The sequence below is a fragment of the Polyangium jinanense genome (genome assembly GCF_028435365.1).
Map to the genome: position 1 here is coordinate 75,260 of NZ_JAGTJJ010000021.1, position 16,441 is coordinate 91,700.

19 protein-coding genes and 1 pseudogene are annotated in these 16,441 nt (G+C 66.0%); 7 read left to right on the forward strand and 13 right to left on the reverse strand.

Translation table 11 applies throughout. The features are described 5' to 3' along the window. The first annotated feature begins 13 nt into the window (after positions 1-13). The 3 genes from KEG57_RS28640 to KEG57_RS28650 all read left to right on the forward strand — a co-directional run bounded on the left by KEG57_RS28640 (position 14) and on the right by KEG57_RS28650 (position 3,439). Positions 14-1,051, forward strand: coding sequence for a hypothetical protein (locus KEG57_RS28640; RefSeq protein WP_272426777.1), 1,038 nt, complete (start codon positions 14-16; stop codon positions 1,049-1,051). 13 nt (positions 1,052-1,064) lie between these two features. Further along, the gene (locus KEG57_RS28645) at positions 1,065-2,042 is read left to right on the forward strand and encodes an alpha/beta hydrolase family protein (RefSeq protein WP_272426776.1); all 978 of its coding nucleotides are present in this window, start codon (positions 1,065-1,067) and stop codon (positions 2,040-2,042) included. A gap of 953 nt (positions 2,043-2,995) precedes the next feature. After that, entirely contained in the window at positions 2,996-3,439 is a 444-nt protein-coding gene (locus KEG57_RS28650; protein WP_272426775.1) for a hypothetical protein, read from the forward strand. 252 nt (positions 3,440-3,691) lie between these two features. On the opposite strand, the pseudogene KEG57_RS56455 reads toward KEG57_RS28650, so the two are convergent. Together KEG57_RS56455 and KEG57_RS28655 are read right to left on the reverse strand one after the other, a co-directional pair. Next, positions 3,692-3,844: pseudogene (locus KEG57_RS56455) on the reverse strand (hypothetical protein); the annotation flags it as partial. Between the two features lie 111 nt (positions 3,845-3,955). Next, on the reverse strand, positions 3,956-5,149 hold the full coding sequence (locus KEG57_RS28655; RefSeq protein WP_272426774.1) for a hypothetical protein: 1,194 nt from the start codon (positions 5,147-5,149) through the stop codon (positions 3,956-3,958). Between the two features lie 416 nt (positions 5,150-5,565). On the opposite strand from KEG57_RS28655, the gene KEG57_RS28660 reads away from it, so the two are divergent. Beyond that, positions 5,566-6,282, forward strand: coding sequence for a site-specific integrase (locus KEG57_RS28660; RefSeq protein WP_272426773.1), 717 nt, complete (start codon positions 5,566-5,568; stop codon positions 6,280-6,282). Positions 6,283-6,349: 67 nt separating this feature from the next. Here KEG57_RS28660 and KEG57_RS28665 read toward each other — a convergent pair whose 3' ends face one another. Beyond that, positions 6,350-6,805, reverse strand: coding sequence for a nuclear transport factor 2 family protein (locus KEG57_RS28665; RefSeq protein WP_272426772.1), 456 nt, complete (start codon positions 6,803-6,805; stop codon positions 6,350-6,352). A 194-nt stretch (positions 6,806-6,999) separates the two neighbouring features. Here KEG57_RS28665 and KEG57_RS28670 point away from each other — a divergent pair, with 194 nt between their 5' ends. Further along, a complete protein-coding gene (locus KEG57_RS28670) occupies positions 7,000-7,425 on the forward strand; it encodes a site-specific integrase (RefSeq protein ID WP_272426771.1) in 426 nt (141 codons plus the stop codon). Positions 7,426-7,452: 27 nt separating this feature from the next. On the opposite strand, the gene KEG57_RS28675 is transcribed toward KEG57_RS28670, so the two are convergent. After that, positions 7,453-8,079 (reverse strand): hypothetical protein, encoded by a 627-nt coding sequence (locus tag KEG57_RS28675; protein ID WP_272426770.1) that lies wholly within the window; start codon positions 8,077-8,079, stop codon positions 7,453-7,455. A gap of 36 nt (positions 8,080-8,115) precedes the next feature. Between KEG57_RS28675 and KEG57_RS28680 the strand changes: the two genes are divergently transcribed. Together KEG57_RS28680 and KEG57_RS56145 are read left to right on the forward strand one after the other, a co-directional pair. After that, complete coding sequence (locus KEG57_RS28680) at positions 8,116-8,517, forward strand: site-specific integrase (RefSeq protein ID WP_272426769.1); 402 nt, start codon at positions 8,116-8,118, stop codon at positions 8,515-8,517. Further along, positions 8,508-9,008 carry a tyrosine-type recombinase/integrase gene (locus KEG57_RS56145; RefSeq protein WP_372518264.1) on the forward strand — a complete coding sequence of 167 codons (501 nt, stop codon included), beginning with the start codon at positions 8,508-8,510 and terminating at the stop codon, positions 9,006-9,008. The genes KEG57_RS28680 and KEG57_RS56145 overlap by 10 nt, the downstream gene beginning before the upstream one ends. Here the strand turns inward: KEG57_RS56145 and tnpC are convergent. From tnpC to KEG57_RS28725, 9 genes are all read right to left on the reverse strand, one after another. Next, on the reverse strand, positions 8,934-10,424 hold the full coding sequence (gene tnpC / locus KEG57_RS28685) for an IS66 family transposase (protein ID WP_272458986.1): 1,491 nt from the start codon (positions 10,422-10,424) through the stop codon (positions 8,934-8,936). The two genes, KEG57_RS56145 and tnpC, sit on opposite strands and share 75 nt — an antisense overlap. A 62-nt stretch (positions 10,425-10,486) precedes the next feature. Further along, positions 10,487-10,864 (reverse strand): IS66 family insertion sequence element accessory protein TnpB, encoded by a 378-nt coding sequence (gene tnpB / locus KEG57_RS28690; RefSeq protein ID WP_272458987.1) that lies wholly within the window; start codon positions 10,862-10,864, stop codon positions 10,487-10,489. After that, positions 10,861-11,229, reverse strand: a complete 369-nt coding sequence (locus KEG57_RS28695) for a helix-turn-helix domain-containing protein (RefSeq protein WP_272458988.1) — start codon at positions 11,227-11,229, stop codon at positions 10,861-10,863. Before KEG57_RS28695 ends, tnpB begins: the two co-directional genes overlap by 4 nt. Positions 11,230-11,404: 175 nt before the next feature. Then, positions 11,405-11,914, reverse strand: a complete 510-nt coding sequence (locus KEG57_RS28700) for a sigma-70 family RNA polymerase sigma factor (RefSeq protein ID WP_272458989.1) — start codon at positions 11,912-11,914, stop codon at positions 11,405-11,407. 6 nt (positions 11,915-11,920) lie between these two features. Further along, the gene (locus KEG57_RS28705; RefSeq protein ID WP_504968480.1) at positions 11,921-12,655 is read right to left on the reverse strand and encodes an AcrVA2 family anti-CRISPR protein; all 735 of its coding nucleotides are present in this window, start codon (positions 12,653-12,655) and stop codon (positions 11,921-11,923) included. A 478-nt stretch (positions 12,656-13,133) separates the two neighbouring features. Further along, positions 13,134-13,841: a SprT-like domain-containing protein gene (locus tag KEG57_RS56150; protein ID WP_372518265.1), complete on the reverse strand. Its 708-nt coding sequence runs from the start codon at positions 13,839-13,841 to the stop codon at positions 13,134-13,136. A gap of 48 nt (positions 13,842-13,889) precedes the next feature. Continuing rightward, entirely contained in the window at positions 13,890-14,153 is a 264-nt protein-coding gene (locus KEG57_RS28715) for a hypothetical protein (protein ID WP_272458992.1), read from the reverse strand. 100 nt (positions 14,154-14,253) lie between these two features. After that, a complete protein-coding gene (locus tag KEG57_RS28720) occupies positions 14,254-15,939 on the reverse strand; it encodes a hypothetical protein (RefSeq protein WP_272458993.1) in 1,686 nt (561 codons plus the stop codon). An 81-nt stretch (positions 15,940-16,020) separates the two neighbouring features. Then, positions 16,021-16,437 carry a PAAR domain-containing protein gene (locus tag KEG57_RS28725; protein ID WP_272458994.1) on the reverse strand — a complete coding sequence of 139 codons (417 nt, stop codon included), beginning with the start codon at positions 16,435-16,437 and terminating at the stop codon, positions 16,021-16,023. Positions 16,438-16,441: the final 4 nt, after the last annotated feature.

Consider the following 16,441-nt stretch of genomic DNA (forward strand, 5'->3'; position numbering starts at 1 on the left):
CTCGGAGATCGGCGTGCGCTTGGCCCCTCCCGAATACGAGCTCATCCTCAGCGCGGATCGCGTGCGTTCCCGAGCGGAGATGGTCCGGCAAGCCGTATCCCTCCGCCGGGAAGGCGGCGGTCTCGGCGCCTATAGTGGCAGTCCAGATCAGGACATGGCGACGGGTCGCGCAGAGATCGCCTGGCGGATCCTACGTGCTTGGGATGCCGAACATGTCGTCGCGCCGCTGCTCGCGGAGTTGTCCGCGCGGGAGGCGATCGTAGCTTATCCCGGAGCGAGCGAACTCGAGCACTTCAGTTTCCGTGCTTCGCTCCGCGAGATGATCCGAACCGCCGTCGTCGAATCGGATGTATTGATGCGTCTTCCGAGCTTGCCCCTCTGGCACGTTCGCGCATTCGACAGGCTCTTCGGCATCTCCGCGACGAACACGCTTCCACTCGTGGATCCAGCTCGAACCGTCGTGCTGCTCGCGCCGCTCGCGGCCGAGGGCGGATTCCTGCAGCGATTGTCCCGCTTGCCTCGGCCCGTAGCTCGCCGCGTTCTCGAGCAATCTCCTGCGCAACTCCAGCAGATCCAGCGGATCCACACGCTCGAGACTCTATTGCGAGAGCTCGCGCGTGATACCGGTGTCGAGCTCGTGAGTCCAGTGACTCGAGCTGATCTCCTCGAGCACCTCTCGCCTCCTTGCGCTGGCCGATCCTTGATCCTCGTGGCGCATCAGGACGAACACGGTTTGCACCTACACGACGGTCCGCTGGATCTCGGCACGCTTCGCGCTGCGTTCAGCGAGCGGATCAAGGCTGGGGCACCTACGTACGATAGCGTGCTGCTCGCGGTTTGTTTGGCCGAAGAGCCGAGCAACCTCGCCGTCTGTTTCCAGGCTGCGGGCTGCCCGGTCGTCATTTCGCACGGCTTCATCACGTTTTACGGTCGAGTTCTCGCGCTGCTCGCTTGCGCGCTCGAAATCCTCATGCTGCGTGGCCCACGGCCGCTGCCGAGCCTCGTCGACGAGGCTTGGCTCTCCACCTCACCCGTTCGGCTACGTGGGTAGCAAAGGCTGTGTCATGAAACATTTGCATTGTCTCGTGCTCCTTCTGGCATTGACGAACCTCGCCGGTTGCGGTGGTCAAGAGCAGCAGTCCGTCAAATACATTTCCGAGTACACGGTCGATTACCAGCCAGAACAATCGCTTTCGCTGTCGGAGGCCCGGTACGGCTTCAGGACGAAGCTCACGCAGTACAAGTCCTACGGCGAACCAGCCCCCGAGCCGCCTCCGGGCGTGTTCCGCAAGATCCGATACGATGCTCCAGCCGGTAAGCTCGCGGCGTACATCAGCCCCGACCCGCAAGATGGTAAGAAACACCCGGCGATCATCTGGGTCGTCGGAGGCCTCGACTATAACTCGATCGGCAATCTCTGGACGGAATTGCCCGACGACGCTGACCAAAATGCGAGCGATTACCGCAGGGCCGGTATCATCATGATGTTTCCATCGCAGCGTGGTGGCAACGACAACCCAGGCTTCAAGGAAGCATTTTTCGGAGAAGTCGACGACATCATTGCCGCCGCCGATCACCTTGCCAAGCAGGAGTACGTGGACCCCAATCGCATCTACCTGGGCGGTCATAGCTGTGGCGGCGCGCTGGTCCTTCTGGTGGCCGAGTCGACCGCTCGCTTCCGCGCCGTCTTCTCCTTCGGACCGATCGACGATATAACGCGCTGGGGCCCGGGGATCATTCTATTCGATACTTCGGACCCACGGGAGGCCGAGCTTCGGGCGCCGATACGCTGGCTACACTCGATCCAGAGTCCAGTGTTCGTGCTCGAAGGCACCGCGGGGGGTAACGTTCGTGCGCTTCACGCCATGGCACGAGCTTCCAGAAACGACAACGTTCATTTCTACGCAGTGGAGGGAGCGGACCATGGCAGCATCCTCGAACCCACGAATGCGCTCATCGCGAAGAAAATCTTGCGCGATGTCGGACCGACGACCAACCTGACCTTCGATGAGGAGGAGCTCAATCGTCCATTCGCGGAATGATGCTTGAATCGAAAGACCTCGCGGCGGCAGCAGAGAGCCTCGCTCACAGCCGGCTTCGTGTACCTCTCGTGTATCTCGAATGATGGGATGAGTTCTACCTCGAGCGGTTCTATAACCACGACCGGCGGCACTCGTACCTGGGGTACCTCAGCCCGGTCGAGTTCGAATGGAGAGCACAAGTGGCCGCGTTCGCGGCATAGTCGGTTTGTCCACAGCCGCGGGGGAAGATCAGTCCGCCTCCCTCAGAGGAACATGATCACCGTGCATTACGGCTCCCACGGCAAACCCCGCAAGAACGGCCGGATCTACCACATCCCGACACGCCTCGAGGGACTCGACCGAGCGGTACGCTCACCTCGCGCCGGGGGCTCTGCTCGCCCCCGCCGCCCGCCTCGATCTATCCAGATCTATCCACCGGCGGGACGGCGAGAGGAGCTAACCCCACGGAATCACTCAGCACCCCCGGCAGGAATTGGACCTGCGACCTTCGGTGTAGGAAATGCGTTCGGTGCTCTGAACAGGGGGGCTGTCGCCTTTTCGCGAGGGGGTGCGGAGGGGGCTGGTGGAGAGCCTGGAACGCCCTCGGGGCGATGACGCTACTCGCCACGACAGACGCCGCCGACAGCGCTGACCGCGACGTCGGCCTCGCTGTGGTCACCCCGTCCGACGACCAGCCCAGCGCGTAGGATGGCAGTCTTGATCAGGGCGTCACCAACCGGCGCCTCTGATGTGCTCGCGCGGTGCTGGCATCGTGAAGGTGCGGCACGTCGGCACGAAATCTATGACGCGTACATAGATGGATGGCGCGACACTGTGGTTCACAGCATCGAGGGGTTCGTCGCTTCGTCCTCGATTTGGCCGAGGATAACCGCCATGCAATCATTCCCCTTGACCACGCCTGACATCGGGAGTATTCGCTCGCCCCGAACACAGGAAAAAGAAAGGCATATCTCATGTTCAGCACTCGAACGTCTCTTACCCTTGTCGCCATTGTGTTTTTCGGACTGTTTGGTGCGGGTTGCGATAACAAGCCCGCGGCGGAGGGCGCCAAGCCCGGAGAGGCCAAGCCGGAAGGCAAGGCCGAGCAGAAGGCCGAAAAGAAAGCAGAGCCCGCAAGTGCCAAGGTCGCCTCCTGCAACGTGATCAAGACCGAAAGCATTTGCCGGCAGTTCGGCGATGAGAACATCTCGGCGGCCGGCGAGGACTTCCTCAAGAACATGTGTACCGGCGAATTCAAGATGGCGGCGTGTCCGGCAGACAAGCGCGTTGGATCCTGCGCGACCCCGGAAGGAACGAAGATCTACTACAACGACGGCCCGCTCCCCAAGGCGGCGGATGCGGCGGCCAAGGCGTGCAAAGAGGGGGTGCCCGCAGGGGAATGGAAAGCGGGACAGTGAGCAGGGCAAACAACCTGCCCTTTCCGACCGGCGCCGCGTAGCTTCCCATCCACCAACTTCGTCCGACGCCGGCCCGGTTTTGCGGTGCGCGTCGCAGCTTGTTTTACCTGCCACGCCCCCGCCGAGCCGCCCCCGCCTCTCAACGAGACTGCCCCCAACGCCTGCCGCTGGCTAGGCCTCGCACCGAGCAAATCCTGACTGCGCACGGCTGCACAAGCTTTGCTCTGGAAACGGGACCGAGAAACCCCATCATCAACAGAAGGCCCTATCACGGCCGCCTTCACGCCTTTGGCTTCGTGAAGGGCAGCAAGCGGCGGGGTTGTCGATGAGCAGCTTGCGCAGCTCGGCGTCGATCAAGCCCACCTTGCGGAAGCGCGGCACGACCCGCTTGAGGATGTGACCATAGCCCCAGCCGCGCCGAACCGGGGCATCTTGCTACTTTCGTTGTATTGCGTGGGCCGAACGCCGTTTTCGCCGAGGCACGGGGAGCGGCTAGACGTGGACCGTGCCTGGGCTTCAGGGCGTCGCGGCCGAGGCTTCGTCTAGCAGCTTGTCGAAGCACCCGGCGGCGAACTTGCTCCGGACGGCGTGGAGCTTCGCGCGCGCTTCTCGTTCGGACGCGTTGCGACTGGCCCATTCCTTTCGCATCTGCGGCTCGAGCTGCGCCATCCGTCGCTGCGCGCGCTCTCGCTCCGAGGGGGACGTGGAGGGGTCCCGCACCGCGGTCTCGAGCTGGTCGTATTCGGCAGATACGCCGTATCGGACGCGTTCGCCCATCCAGGTTTCGGTTCGCCGGTAGGTCGGGTCGGACAATCGCGCGCAGAGCGTCGGCTCGTCGACCGCCCTCGGCGCAATCGTGGTCATCCCGGTGAACAAGGCCTTCGCCCTATCCGCCGGCAGAGGCGTGAGCTTTCCAAAGACGTAAGATCCGTAATGGAGCCAGACGTCGACACCCTTCGAGCGCCCGTCGAAGTCGGTGATGGCGAACGACCACGCGCCGAGCACGTCGCCGGTAGCCGTGTCGGCGAACCCGACTTCATACGCCCCGGGGCCATCGACGTGGCGCGCCTCGAGCGCGAAGGCGTGGCTCGCCCGGTTGTCCGCCAGGTTGTGGGCGCGGAACGAGAAGTTCTCGTCCTGCACGACCTGGCCATTCCGGCGGACGATCGCGCGGTACCCGCGCGGCTCGTCACGGAGATCGAACGGCACCCAGGCGACGACGTGCGTTTCGCGCACGTACCCGAAGTCCGTTCGGCTCGACGGCTTCACCGTGAAATCGCGCTTCGCGTCGTAGGCGGGGACCTGGACGAGCTCGAACGTCGCGGTGCTGAGCACCTCGCTCCCGGCGCGCACTTCGAGCGTGTACGGGCCTTTTTTGGGGTCCGGGACCCGCCACGCGCAGGCCCCCTTGAAAAAGGTGAAGAAGACGCTGTCGCACTTCCCGTTCGCGCCCGCGATCGGGATCGAGGCCAAGAAACCATCGGGACCACGGAGCGTCCCGACAGCGTTGGCCGCGCCTGCGGCATCGTCGAAGAGGATGGTCGCGACGATCTCGCCGTTCACGTAGTCGATCTCCGCCGGGATGATGGCGGCGTGGGGCTTGGCTGCGTTCGCGTCGATCGGCCCCTCCGCACCGCGCGAGGAAGCGCCGAGCACTCCGCAACCGACGAGACACATGAGGGCGAGCGAGGAGAGGACGCGCGAGAGCATCGGGAGCGCATTACGCGCGACCAGCGTCGGCGTCCAGCGGAGCCTGCCTGGTCCTTCCACCGGGAAATGCCAGTCCCGGCCAGTGGCAGTCCACGTCCAGGACCAGTGGACTCGGCGTGGCCCCCTCGGCGAACGTGGGGCGGGCTCCTGCTCGGTGGCGAGCTGCCCGCGAACGAGCCTGTCGAGCGCACCGTGAGCCGTGCGGAGACTCACGCTGCACCCAGGGGTCGCATCCCAGCAAGGTCCACTTTTGGGGCGCTGCGCAAGTCAATGGAGCGCCGGGCCATACGCGCCGGCGATTGGGGGGACGGAGGCGCTGCTCGACGGGGTGCGGGCGCGGAAGTTCGGGCGGCTTTGGCGGGTGAAGTTTTCGGAAGCGTGGGGCGCGCCTTGAGCGCCCGGAAAGGAGCGGGGTCATGGCGGTCCGGAAGATGACGCGGCGCGGGAAGATGTTTCTGTTCATCGATCTTCGATATCGACGAGCGGATGGCAGCAAGGGCCGATTCCGCCGGGACGCGAAGGGGCAGACGATGGCGGCTGCGCGCGAGGAGGAGAAGCGATACCTCCTGAACATCGCGCAGCACGGCGAGCCGTATGCGCCGGGCGAGGCGGAGGCGGGCGCGGTGCCGCGGTCGGGGAAGACGTTTCGGGACGTCGTGGAGGAGTATCGGGCGACGTTCATGGTGACGGAGCTCAAGGTGTCGTCGCGGCGGGGGTATGCGGCGCTGCTCGAGGGGACGCTGCTGCCGAGGTTCGGCGAGCTCGCGATCGGGAAGGTGGACGGCGCGGCGGCGGCGCAGCTCGACCTGGAGCTGTCGGAGCGGGGGCTCGCGCGGGCGACGCGGAACAATGTGCAGGTGGTGATCCGGTCGGTGCTGCGATTCGCGGTGGCGCGGAAGTATCTGCGCGCGATGCCCGAGGGGATGTCGCGGCTCAAGGCGGTGGGGCAGAGCATTCTGGAGATTCCGTCGGACGAGGAGGTCGAGCGGATCCTCGCGGCCGCGAGCGAGCGGCATCGGGTGAGCTTTGCGTTGATGGCGTACGCGGGGCTAAGAGGCCGAACGAGGTGCGGGCGCTACGGTGGCGGGATGTGCGGTTGCGGCGGGATGGGGAGGTCATGGGCGGGTTCGTGAGCGTGCGGGAGGGGCGGTCGCAGGGTCTTCGCGAAAGGGGCCGACCCCGAGCGGCTCGGCAGGGTCTTCAGGGCAGGTCGGAGGGGAACGGCTGGGCCGTGACGCTCGTCCCGGAGCGCATGTAAAGGAGATCGAACCGACGCCGGGTGAACCGGAATCCGCTCGCCGTCCGCACGTACTCATCGCTGTAGACGCCGCCCACGTTGGTGTCGACGCCCTCCAGCACGCCGAACTCGCTCAGGTACCAGCGCCCCGTGGCCCGCTGGGGGTGCGCGTCCGGAACGAGCTCGACGGTGCCGGAGTGGACCGCCTGAATGATACTGCTCCACTTGTTCAGGATGTCGGCCAGGAACGTGACGATGTTGTCGCGGCCGACGACGTGATGGCCGGGGATGTCGAGCACCGCGTCCGCCGTGAGGAGGTGGTGCATTTCACCCATCGCCTTGCGGTTCACGAGATCGGCGAACCTGGCAACGAGTTCGTGGGCCTCGAACTTTTGCCTGATATCAGCGTTTTTGGACATGGGTCACCTCATGACATCGTATGTTGGCATCAATCCCGCGGCGCCGACGCGCATGACAACCAGCTCGGTCATGCGCCATTCAAAACGGGGGCCGCGCGCGAGATATAGATAGGATAGCACCGTCCATGGCGCACGCGGCACATGAAATCCCGCGTCCGGACATTGTTTGACCTAGATTCGGTTACAAAGTGCAGGTGGTGATCCGATCGGTGCTGCGATTCGCGGTGGTGCGGAAGTACCTGCGCGCGATGCCCGAGGGGATGCCGCGGCTCAAGGCGGTGGGGCAGAGCATTCTGGAGATTCCGTCGAACGAGGAAGTCGAGCGGATCCTCGCGGCCGCGAGCGAGCGGCATCGGGTGAGCTTCGCGCTGATGGCGTACGCGGGGCTGCGGCCGAACGAGGTGCGGGCGTTACGGTGGCCGGATGTGCGGCTGCGGCGGGATGGGGAGCTCGTGGGCGGGTTCGTGAGCGTGCGGGAGGGGCGGTCGCACGCAGTTCCGGAGGTTGGATGGCTTCACCGCTCGGCGCACCGCCAAGCCCAGAAGGGTGAGCCGAGCAGGAGCAATCTTCGGGGCCGCGACTGTACCAGATCTGCGGCACCAAAGTTTGTCAGCACCTGACAAACCGTTACGTTCTGGGCGTCGTCTTCATTGGTCCACGATCATGGGTAGGCCCAGGCGCGCCGCGTCCTGGAGCGCTGCGCGGAGCGTCTCGACGGCGCTCGCCGCCCTTGTCGACCACGGCCTGCTCGACAGCTCCTGAAGCGCCCGCGGGGTCGAACCCACGCGCCGCTCGAAGGGCGAGCTCATCTCAATCGGCGCTGCGAGGTCGCACGGAACCAGGAGCGTCATGCCAAGGTGCACCACTGCCGAGGGCGCGGTGCCGAAGAGGCCGAAGGGGCCGCGTTTCCGAGGTCGCGCCGCCTCCTCCAGCAGAGCCTCGTACGACCCCGGATCGACGCGGTGAAAAGCGGGCTCCGCGGCGGAGCGCTCGTCCCACGAAGCGTCTCCGATCGCGGGGAGGGCGCGCAGGTCGCCGAGCAGCATTTCCAAAATGGCCTCGCGCCGGGCAGGTGCGTCCGGACCGCCGAAGGGTGTGTCCTTCGGGATCTGCAGCATGCCGTGAGGGCCGAGCAGCGAGTAAGGCAAGCCCGCATCCCACGCGGTCCGCATCGCAGGCGAGATGAAGTCACCAGCGATATAGCGGCTGAGGGGCATTACCATGAAGTCGATGGCCATCTCCAGCCTCTTCGGCGGACCCGACCGATTTGTCAAGCGCATTCTCCACCGGCTTACCGTGTGATCCGGTCGGTGCTGCGATTCGCGGTGGCGCGGAAGTATCTACGCGCGATGCCCGAGGGGATGCCGCGGCTCAAGGCGGTGGGGCAGAGCATTCTGGAGATTCCGTCGGACGAGGAGGTCGAGCGGATCCTCGCGGCCGCGAGCGAGCGGCATCGGGTGAGCTTCGCGTTGATGGCGTATGCGGGGCTAAGGCCGAACGAGGTGCGGGCGCTTCGGTGGCGGGATGTGCGGCTGCGGCGGGAGGGGGAGGTCGTGGGCGGGTTCGTGAGCGTGCGGGAGGGGCGGTCGCACGGGGAGACGCACACGCCGAAGACCGGGCAGCGGGAGGTGCCGGTGGCGCCGGAGCTGGGGAGGTTGCTAGCGGGGATCGAGGGGCGACGGGTGCGGGGCGGGAGGAGTATGTGGCGCTGAATGAGCGGGGGCGGGCGTGGGGGCAGTACGGGATCGTGCAGGCGTTCGAGAGGGTGCGGCGGAAGGTGGGGGTTGGGGGGTGGTCGGTGTATTGTTTGCGGCACTACGCGATCACGATGTGGTTGCGAGTGGGCGTGCCGGTGCACGTGGTGCAGAGGATGGCGGGGCACAAGCATCTCGCGACGACGCAGCGGTATGTGCATCATCTGAAGGAGGATCTGGAGGAGGCGGGGAGGAGGTTGGCCGTATCTCCTCGCGCAGCCACGTCTTGCTCGACGCCCGCAGACGTGGCAGGGCGCGGCCGGCGCGTTCCCGGGACTGCCCGGTTCGTCGCAAGCGATCAATACTCCGAGCAGTCCAGTGCCCTCGTCGCGCCGCCTTCGGCCCGGACAATGCGGCATGCCGTTCGCCTTGCGCTATCCCTGAGCCGCGACCTCATGCGGCAGCGCGATCCTCTCTCCGCGCAACGCCGCCATGACCGCCCTACGTAGGTACGCCTTCGGGTCGAGCCCGCAGAGCTTCGCGCTCTCCACGTACGAATAGAAAAGCGCAGCCACCTCGGTCCCACGCTTCGACCGTGACCCGTAGTGATTCTTGCGCCCGACCACGACGCCGCGTTCGGCTCTTTCGGTGTGGTTGTTGTCCAGCGGTACGCGCGGATCCACCAGGAAGCGCGTGAGTCCGCTCCACATGCCCGCCATGTATTGGATCGCCTTGTCGAGGCTGCTCCCAGGTACCACAGCCGTCGTCGTGGCGAATTCCTGGATTCGGTCGATGATCGGCCTCGACACGTTTTCCCGCAGCGCACGCCGCTTCTCGTCGCCCGCGGCTCCTGCCTCGCACTCCGCCTCGACCGCGTACAGCCCGCGAATCAGCCCGAGCACGGCCTTCGTCGCTTCGGGATAGGACTTCTCCGCCTCGATGAATTCACGCCGCACGTGAGCCCAACAATGCGCGAGCTTCGTCTTGGCATTCTCCCCCTTGGCCAGCGACTTGTAAACCGCGTAGCCATCGCACATCACGACGCCCTCATAGCCGCCGAGCACCTGCTTCGCCTCTGCGGACGAGCGACCTTCGAGGATTCGATAAGCCACTGCATCCGGCGCGACAATCGACCACGCGTGCCATCGAGACGGCTCATTCTTGCCAAGCAGCGGCCACCGCGTCTCGTCGGCCCCGATGACCGGCTGGCTCAGGACATGGCGCACGAGCGCCTCGTAGCCCGGCGAAAGGAGACGTGCCAGCCGCTCGATCTGGTCCCATAGCGTCTGCGACTCGACGAGCAGCCCCTCACGCCGCATCTTGCGCACCTGGCGCTCCAGGGGCGCGTGATCGCAATACTTCTCCGTCGCCACCTCGACGGCGAAGTCGATCGAATACCGTGCGCCCTCGAAGAGCTTCATCGGAGCGGGCGCCGTCTCGACGCAGCCACCGCAGCGGCACCGATACTTCTGCCGCTTGTGCTTCTTGAGCTCGAAGCGCCGCGGGACGAAATCGATCTCCTCGGACTCCTCGAATTGCCCCTCCCACGCCTCGAGCGCACCGCCGCACGAGCCGCAAACCTTGTCCGCCTCGTCGAGCTCGTGCACGACCTCCACGATCGGTAATGATGGCTGCGCTTTCGGGCCGTGGCCCTTCTGCGGTGGCTTCGGCGGTGTTGGCGGGACGTCTTGCTCATCGCCACCACGCCGCTCCGACTTCTCGCCGAAGAGCAGGCGGTTCTTTTGGGCAATCTGCTGCTCGAGCTCGGCGATGCGCAGCTTGAGCTGCTCCGGATTGCCGCCCTTGAGCGCGAGGAGTTCGGCGGTCAGCTCGATGATCTTCTTGGCGAGCTTCTGGTTCTCCCGCTCGAGCAGCAGCGCCGCTTGTCGGAGGACTTCGGGGTCATTCTCGGTATCGAAACGCATCGGGTCTCAGACCCTATATGTCGTCAGACCCCTCGAATGTACCGACGGTCCGCAAAAAAAGCTCAGCCCCAGCGCAAGACCCGATTGGCGGGTGTATACGCCGGCGGCGAGAGCGGCATTCGCCCGATGAGCTCGCTCCCTTCGAGCAGAAGCGCGAGCTCGCTCGTGGTGAGCACGAGCGGGCCGTCCCCAGGTCGCGCCCACGGTGCCGCGAATCGCCCCTTCGCGAGCCGCTTCGAGAAGAGGCAAAGCCCCGTACCGTCCCAAAACAACACCTTGGACCGCTGGCGGGACCGGCTCACGAAGAGGAATATCTCACCCGACATCACGTCGCGGCGCATGCCCTGCGCGACGAGCGCCGTGAGCGTATCGAACGACTTGCGCATGTCGACCGGCTCTCGATACGCGTAGACCCTGACCTGCCGCGTCGAGCCGATCACGACAGCCTCCGGAGCAGCTCGGCGAGCGCGTCGAGGTCGAGTCCCTCGACACGTAATCCCGAGCGGTGCTGCACGACGAAAGGTCCGCCTGCCCGCGTCGCCGGGACGTCAATGATTTCAACGGGCGAAAACCCGGCAGCCGGCAGCTCCGGCGGCGCCGCGCCCTTGGCCCAGCCGTACAACGTCCGCCAGTGCAAGCCGATCTCGGGGCCGATCTCTGCGATCGTCGCGCCCTCGTCACGCCGCGACCAGAAGTATTCGATCGCGCGACGACGCACCTGCTCGGGGTACGCCCTCCCTCGTCCTCGACCCTCGCTCCGCTCGATCTCCGCACGAATCGCCGACGCTCGCTGATGGTTTCGCATCGGGTGCTCCCTTCGGGGCACCAGCGTCGGAGCCGCAAGCCGTCGGTGTCACGACGGGGCTCGGCGAGGACTTACGAACTCGCGCGCGGGCGCTCCGCGGCCGAGCTTTCATGCCGAGCATCCCACGAGCGCAACCCGTGGGGCTCGGGGATTGGCTTGTGTGAACATCGGCGTCCTACTCGTCCGGCCGGGCGTAGGCGTCTTCCTCAATGGCCCGCCGAAGCCGCTTGCGAGCGGCTCGCACGCGCGCATACGCCCGCTCCGCCGTCATACCGAAGTCACGCGCGATTTCGGCGATCGTTTCGCCATACAGATCGTAACGAACCAGGAATTGCCGCTCCACCTCGCCGAGCGCATCGAGCCCGCGGCGCACGATCTCACGGACCTCCGGATCGGCTCCTGTGGAGAGCTTGTGGATCCCTGCCTCCCCATCGAGTACCTCTCGGCGGCGCCGTCGGTAATTAACGACGACGCCTCGGGCGACCTTCACGAGCCATGCTCTTGCATCGTCGCGGAGCTCCTCGGCATGCCGTATCGCGATGACAAAAACCTCTTGGTGGAGATCCTCGAGCGTCTGACCACTGAAACCAAGCCACTGCAACTTCGCACGAATCATAGCGGAGTGTGCCACGTACAATGCCTCGATGCGCTTCCGGTGCGGCAGCGATAGGGAACTTTCGGACATCGCAATTCACCCGAGCCGGATCGGCCGCACGTGGATTGGAGCATCCACATCCCCGCGCCAGTACGGCTCCACGTAGATCAGCCGCCGCAACGAAAACCCAGGTCCATGCGGCTGCATCTTCCAGTGCCCCGCAACGAGCGTCTGCACGCTCAAGTTGCGCTTCCGCCCTTCGAGGTAATCCCGCACAGCCGGCCGGAAGTCCTTCTCGAGCGGCTTGCCCACCCGAAAGATCATCGTTCGCGGCACCTCACCCCCGCGCCGTGCATCGGCCTTCCTCCTCCGGCCCCGCGAGCCCGCCGGAGCTGGTGCGCGCACGCGCGCGGGATCGCTCATCGCGAGACACGTGTTGACGATGAGCCGACCGATCAGCGCCGCCACACGCTCATCGCGCTCGGTCACCGTCATCGGGAAGATCGACATCTCGGTGAGGTCGTGCTCGGGCAACGAAGGCGGCAAAAGCTGGGCCGTCGTCACCCCGAAGCGCCACAAACACGCAGGCGATGCGGTCCACGCTGCGTAAGCCCACTTCTCGCTCTTGGGCTCGTGATGGACGAGAACGACACGCACGGGGGACGGCCCCTGCTCCGTGTCGATCGTGAGCAGCCCATTCGGCACCTCGATCAAGAAGACACGGAATGGAGGGCGCACGCATGCCAGCACTTCCTCGGTCACGGTCGTGGCAAGCAGGGCAGCGGCGTACGTCTCTGGGAGCTGGATCTCTGGATACCCGCATTGGGCCACCGAGGGAGGCTCATCAGGGCGATCTGGCCGTCATAGCAGGAGGCCATCGTCTCGATCGTGAGGACGAGATCGAACTCGCGTTCCTGCGCGGGACCCCGGGGCAAAAACCGGGGCTCGCGGAGTGCATCCATCAGCCCTGGGTCGTCCTCCATGAGCGCCTCGGCAGGGATGCGATCCAGAGCACGACGCCACAACAGAACGGCCATCTCGAGCAAAAATTTCTTCGTCGGAAGCTGCAATTCAGTGTTCTCCATTCAACTGCTTGAAACGCGCTACGAGCCGGCGATGACGCAATCGGCGTACGATCACAACGAGGCCAGCGAGGAGAGTGCCGCCAGGCAGGACCACGAGCGCCACGATGGCCAGTAGGCGCCAGATATTCTTCCGGCGGCTCACGTCTCGATACCTGCAACCAACGCAGCAATGGCTGGACTGGCGGATGCAAGCGCCCGCGCATGCTCACGGGCCCACGCGCCGATCAGCGCCCCGGGGGGCCGCCCCGTTGCTTTCGCGAGCACCGCCACGAGTTGTCGGTCGACCTCGCCCAAGCCCTCCAAGAGCGGATCCGAGGCCCCTCCGATCGAACTCGGCCCACCGTCGGTGCCGTCCGCACGCATGCGCGCACCGCGCCGCCGCCCCCCGGGCGCGGGGAGCTGGGCCCCGTAGTACCCCGGCGGGCGCACGTTCGACGGCCAGGAATCGGGCCGCGGGAGCCCCCCGCGCCCCTTCGGCGCCACGGCCCGAGCCCGAGCTTCGCCCCGATCTCGTTCGCCTTCTGGCAGAACTTCGGCCCGTGGCCCTTGTAGCCATTCTCCAGGTCGTCGAGGAGTTCCGCCTGCCAGGCGTGAATCATCTCGTGAAGAAGGACATCCAGGATATACAGGAGCCCGTGCTGCTCACACCGTGGAGCGATGCGAATCCGGCTCGGAATCCCGTGGACGTCCTGCGCGACGTAATCGCCCTCAGCCCGCGGTGAAGCGGGCGTAGTCATCAGGATGAGGGACTGCTTCAGCGCACCGTCGAAATACTCGGCGTTGTAGGCGTCGAACGCCTCGTAGAGCGCCCGCGGAGCCTCGCGGCCGTCCTGCTGCACGAGCTGCCGGACGGCGTGGGCGGGGGCGCGGGGATCGACGCGGTCGCGCTCGGCTGAAATTCCCCTTTGAAAGGGACAGGTGCGATCCGCCATGGCCGAAAACCTAGCGGCGAGGACGGATCGTTCAACTGTACAGTTGTGCTATTTATCGTCCAGTGCGCCCGCCTGCCGCAACGCCTTCATTAGGTATTGCTGTACGTCCATGTTTTCCCGCTTGGCGCTGGCCTCGACCTTCCGGCGCACATCCCACGGCAATCTCTCTTCGAGAATTTGCCGGACGTATCGCCGGATCGGGATATCGAGCTCCACAGCCTCCCGCTTGAGCTGCACCCTTAGCTCGCTCGGCACGTCGACCTTGAGCGCCCTCAGCGAAGCCTCGTAATCCGATCTTTTTGATCCGGACATGTAGCGCGCCTACGCCAATCTTAGGCGCGAATTGCCCTTCGAGAAGAGGGGAGAGAAAGAAGCTTCCGGGACGGATTCAAGGTCGGACGTCTTGTCGTCGTCAGCGACGTCCCCGTATCGCGTTCTGGGCGCGTAAGTAAAGCCTGTTCCATTCCTGATACAATGCCGGAGCTCGGGCTAACCGCTCCTTCCACACATCATCAACGGCCTTCCTCGCATCCCGCTCCCCAAGGCCATATCGGGCAAACGTCTCTTCCGCGCTCGCTCGGGCCGCCGCCAGCTCGGCACAAAGCGCCGCATACCGCTCGAGCGACAGCTCCGGGACCTTCCGCTCCGGCTCCGCAGTTTCCCTTGTCGGCTTTCTGAGGTCCGCCGGAAGCTCAAACGCCACCGTCCGAGCAAAATCCCTCTCCAGATCCTTCCCATCCCCCTTCCGACTCGCGAGCTCCCGCATGAACGGCAGCGCCTCAACCTTGGGCATGCCGGTAATCGGTGCCGTCGCTGCGAGCCCCTGCGCACCTGGGAGTTCCTTCGCATTCCCTGCCGCCGCCCCCTTCTGTCCCGGCGGCTCTTCCCCGAACGGCAACGCCGGCCCCCGCGGCACTGCGACCACCGGCGCCGTCTCCCCCAGCTCCCGCGGCACCTCCACCCCCCGGCCCTCCCCGAACGGCAACGCCGGCCCCCGCGGCACTGCGACCACCGGCGCCGTCTCCTCCAGCTCCCGCGGCGCCTCCACCCCCCGGCCCTCCCCGAACGGCAACGCCGGCCCCCGCGGCACTGCGACCACCGGCGCCGTCTCGTCGAGCCCCGCCCCCTTCGTCGCGCTCACCGCTGCCTTCGCCCCCGCCTGGAACGGCAACGCCGGTCCTCTCGGCACATCCAGCGCGAGCGATGTCTCGGCGAGCCCAAGGGACGACGGCGCCTTCTGCACGGCCCCCTCCGCCTGTATCTTCACTGCCCCTTCCGACCCCGCAAACGGCAACGCCGGCCCCCGTGGAACATCCACCACAAGCGCCGTCCCGCTCAACGATTCCGCCGTCCTCGCGGGCTTCGGCTCAGGCACGCTCGCCGTCAGCGGCGGCGCTCCGTCGACGAACGGCAACGCCGGCCCCCGCGGCACGTCCAGCGCGAGTGACGTCGCCTGGAGCGCCTCCACGCCCCCGGGCTGGGGCAATGGCGGTAGCCGCAGCGGCGCCGGGCTTGGCGCAACGTCAGGCTCAACCTGCACCGCCTTCTCCGCAAGCCCGCGCAAAACCCCCCGATGCGCCTCCAGCCATCGTCGACGCACGACCGACGTCGGCCCGTCGTCGCTCGCCTTCACGGCCGTAGCTTCTGCCGCAAGACGCCCTTCCGCGACGCGCGATCTCCGCAGCACCTTCGGCTCGACCTCGATCCGCGGCAGCCCTCGCGGCGCGCGTGCCAGCTCAGCGAGCTTCTTCCCGATCGACGCATCCTCCTCGAACCGCCGCGCCCACCGCCGTTCGAGCCGCGCCACGTCATTCAATCCGAGCCCTGCCCCCGCGAGCAGCCCGATTGGATCCGCGCTCTTCGTATACGCATGCAGAAAGCTCACCCAGGCCGCAGGATCGTCTTCGAGCGGTTTTACCCGGCGCCCGAGCCAATCCTCGGCCCTGGCAAGCTCGTCTCCGAATTTTCCGAAAAGCGCCGGGTCACCCGCGAGCTTCTTCTTCCACGCGACATCCGCCTTCTTCCAGGCCTGAGCCTTGATACCCTCGACGCCGAGCACCTCGTCCAGGGCAAACCCCTCTGCGAGCGCCGCGCGCACGGCCGCGTAATGTGCGAGCGACACACGATGCAGGATCGAGGCCGTGGTAACGCTGAGGCTCGGTGCCGCGGTCATGGCGCTTCACTCCCCAACGAGCACCGTCCCGGCGCTGATCACGTTCCCGTTCGGCGCATCGACCGGATCGTTGCACGTCATCACGGCGCTCGCGTTCGTCGCCGCTGGCTTGTTGTTGATGCGCACGCGCGAGCTCCCCACCTGCACGGTCCCCTTGTTCCCCGGCGGCTTCTGGAACGGCCCTCCTGCGGGCACGTGTGCCGGTGCGTTCGTCGCCGTGCTCCCCTTCGTCGCGGCAGGCTTGTTCTCGATGAACACATTCCCGCTTAGGTTCCCGTCGAGCGCCCCGCTGAACGGCATGGGCGTCGGCGTCGGAACCGGGCCCCCTGGCGTCGGGGTCATGACGATGTGCGTGTCGACGCCCACGACCTGATCGCCCTTCTTCGCGACTGGCTGTCCGAACGTCAGATTCGCAGGTTTCATCCCC

Excerpts from the sequence above, each read along its gene's own strand:
- KEG57_RS28650 (WP_272426775.1), top strand. The coding sequence starts at position 2,996 with ATGTTCAGCACTCGAACGTCTCTTACCCTTGTCGCCATTGTGTTTTTC.
- KEG57_RS28715 (WP_272458992.1), bottom strand. The coding sequence starts at position 14,153 with ATGTCCGGATCAAAAAGATCGGATTACGAGGCTTCGCTGAGGGCGCTC.
- KEG57_RS28695 (WP_272458988.1), bottom strand. The coding sequence starts at position 11,229 with ATGCGAAACCATCAGCGAGCGTCGGCGATTCGTGCGGAGATCGAGCGG.
- tnpC (WP_272458986.1), bottom strand. The coding sequence starts at position 10,424 with ATGCGTTTCGATACCGAGAATGACCCCGAAGTCCTCCGACAAGCGGCG.
- KEG57_RS28660 (WP_272426773.1), top strand. The coding sequence starts at position 5,566 with ATGGCGGTCCGGAAGATGACGCGGCGCGGGAAGATGTTTCTGTTCATC.
- KEG57_RS28700 (WP_272458989.1), bottom strand. The coding sequence starts at position 11,914 with ATGTCCGAAAGTTCCCTATCGCTGCCGCACCGGAAGCGCATCGAGGCA.
- KEG57_RS28725 (WP_272458994.1), bottom strand. The coding sequence starts at position 16,437 with ATGAAACCTGCGAATCTGACGTTCGGACAGCCAGTCGCGAAGAAGGGC.
- KEG57_RS28645 (WP_272426776.1), top strand. The coding sequence starts at position 1,065 with ATGAAACATTTGCATTGTCTCGTGCTCCTTCTGGCATTGACGAACCTC.
- KEG57_RS56150 (WP_372518265.1), bottom strand. The coding sequence starts at position 13,841 with ATGGCGGATCGCACCTGTCCCTTTCAAAGGGGAATTTCAGCCGAGCGC.
- KEG57_RS28655 (WP_272426774.1), bottom strand. The coding sequence starts at position 5,149 with ATGCTCTCGCGCGTCCTCTCCTCGCTCGCCCTCATGTGTCTCGTCGGT.
- KEG57_RS28665 (WP_272426772.1), bottom strand. The coding sequence starts at position 6,805 with ATGTCCAAAAACGCTGATATCAGGCAAAAGTTCGAGGCCCACGAACTC.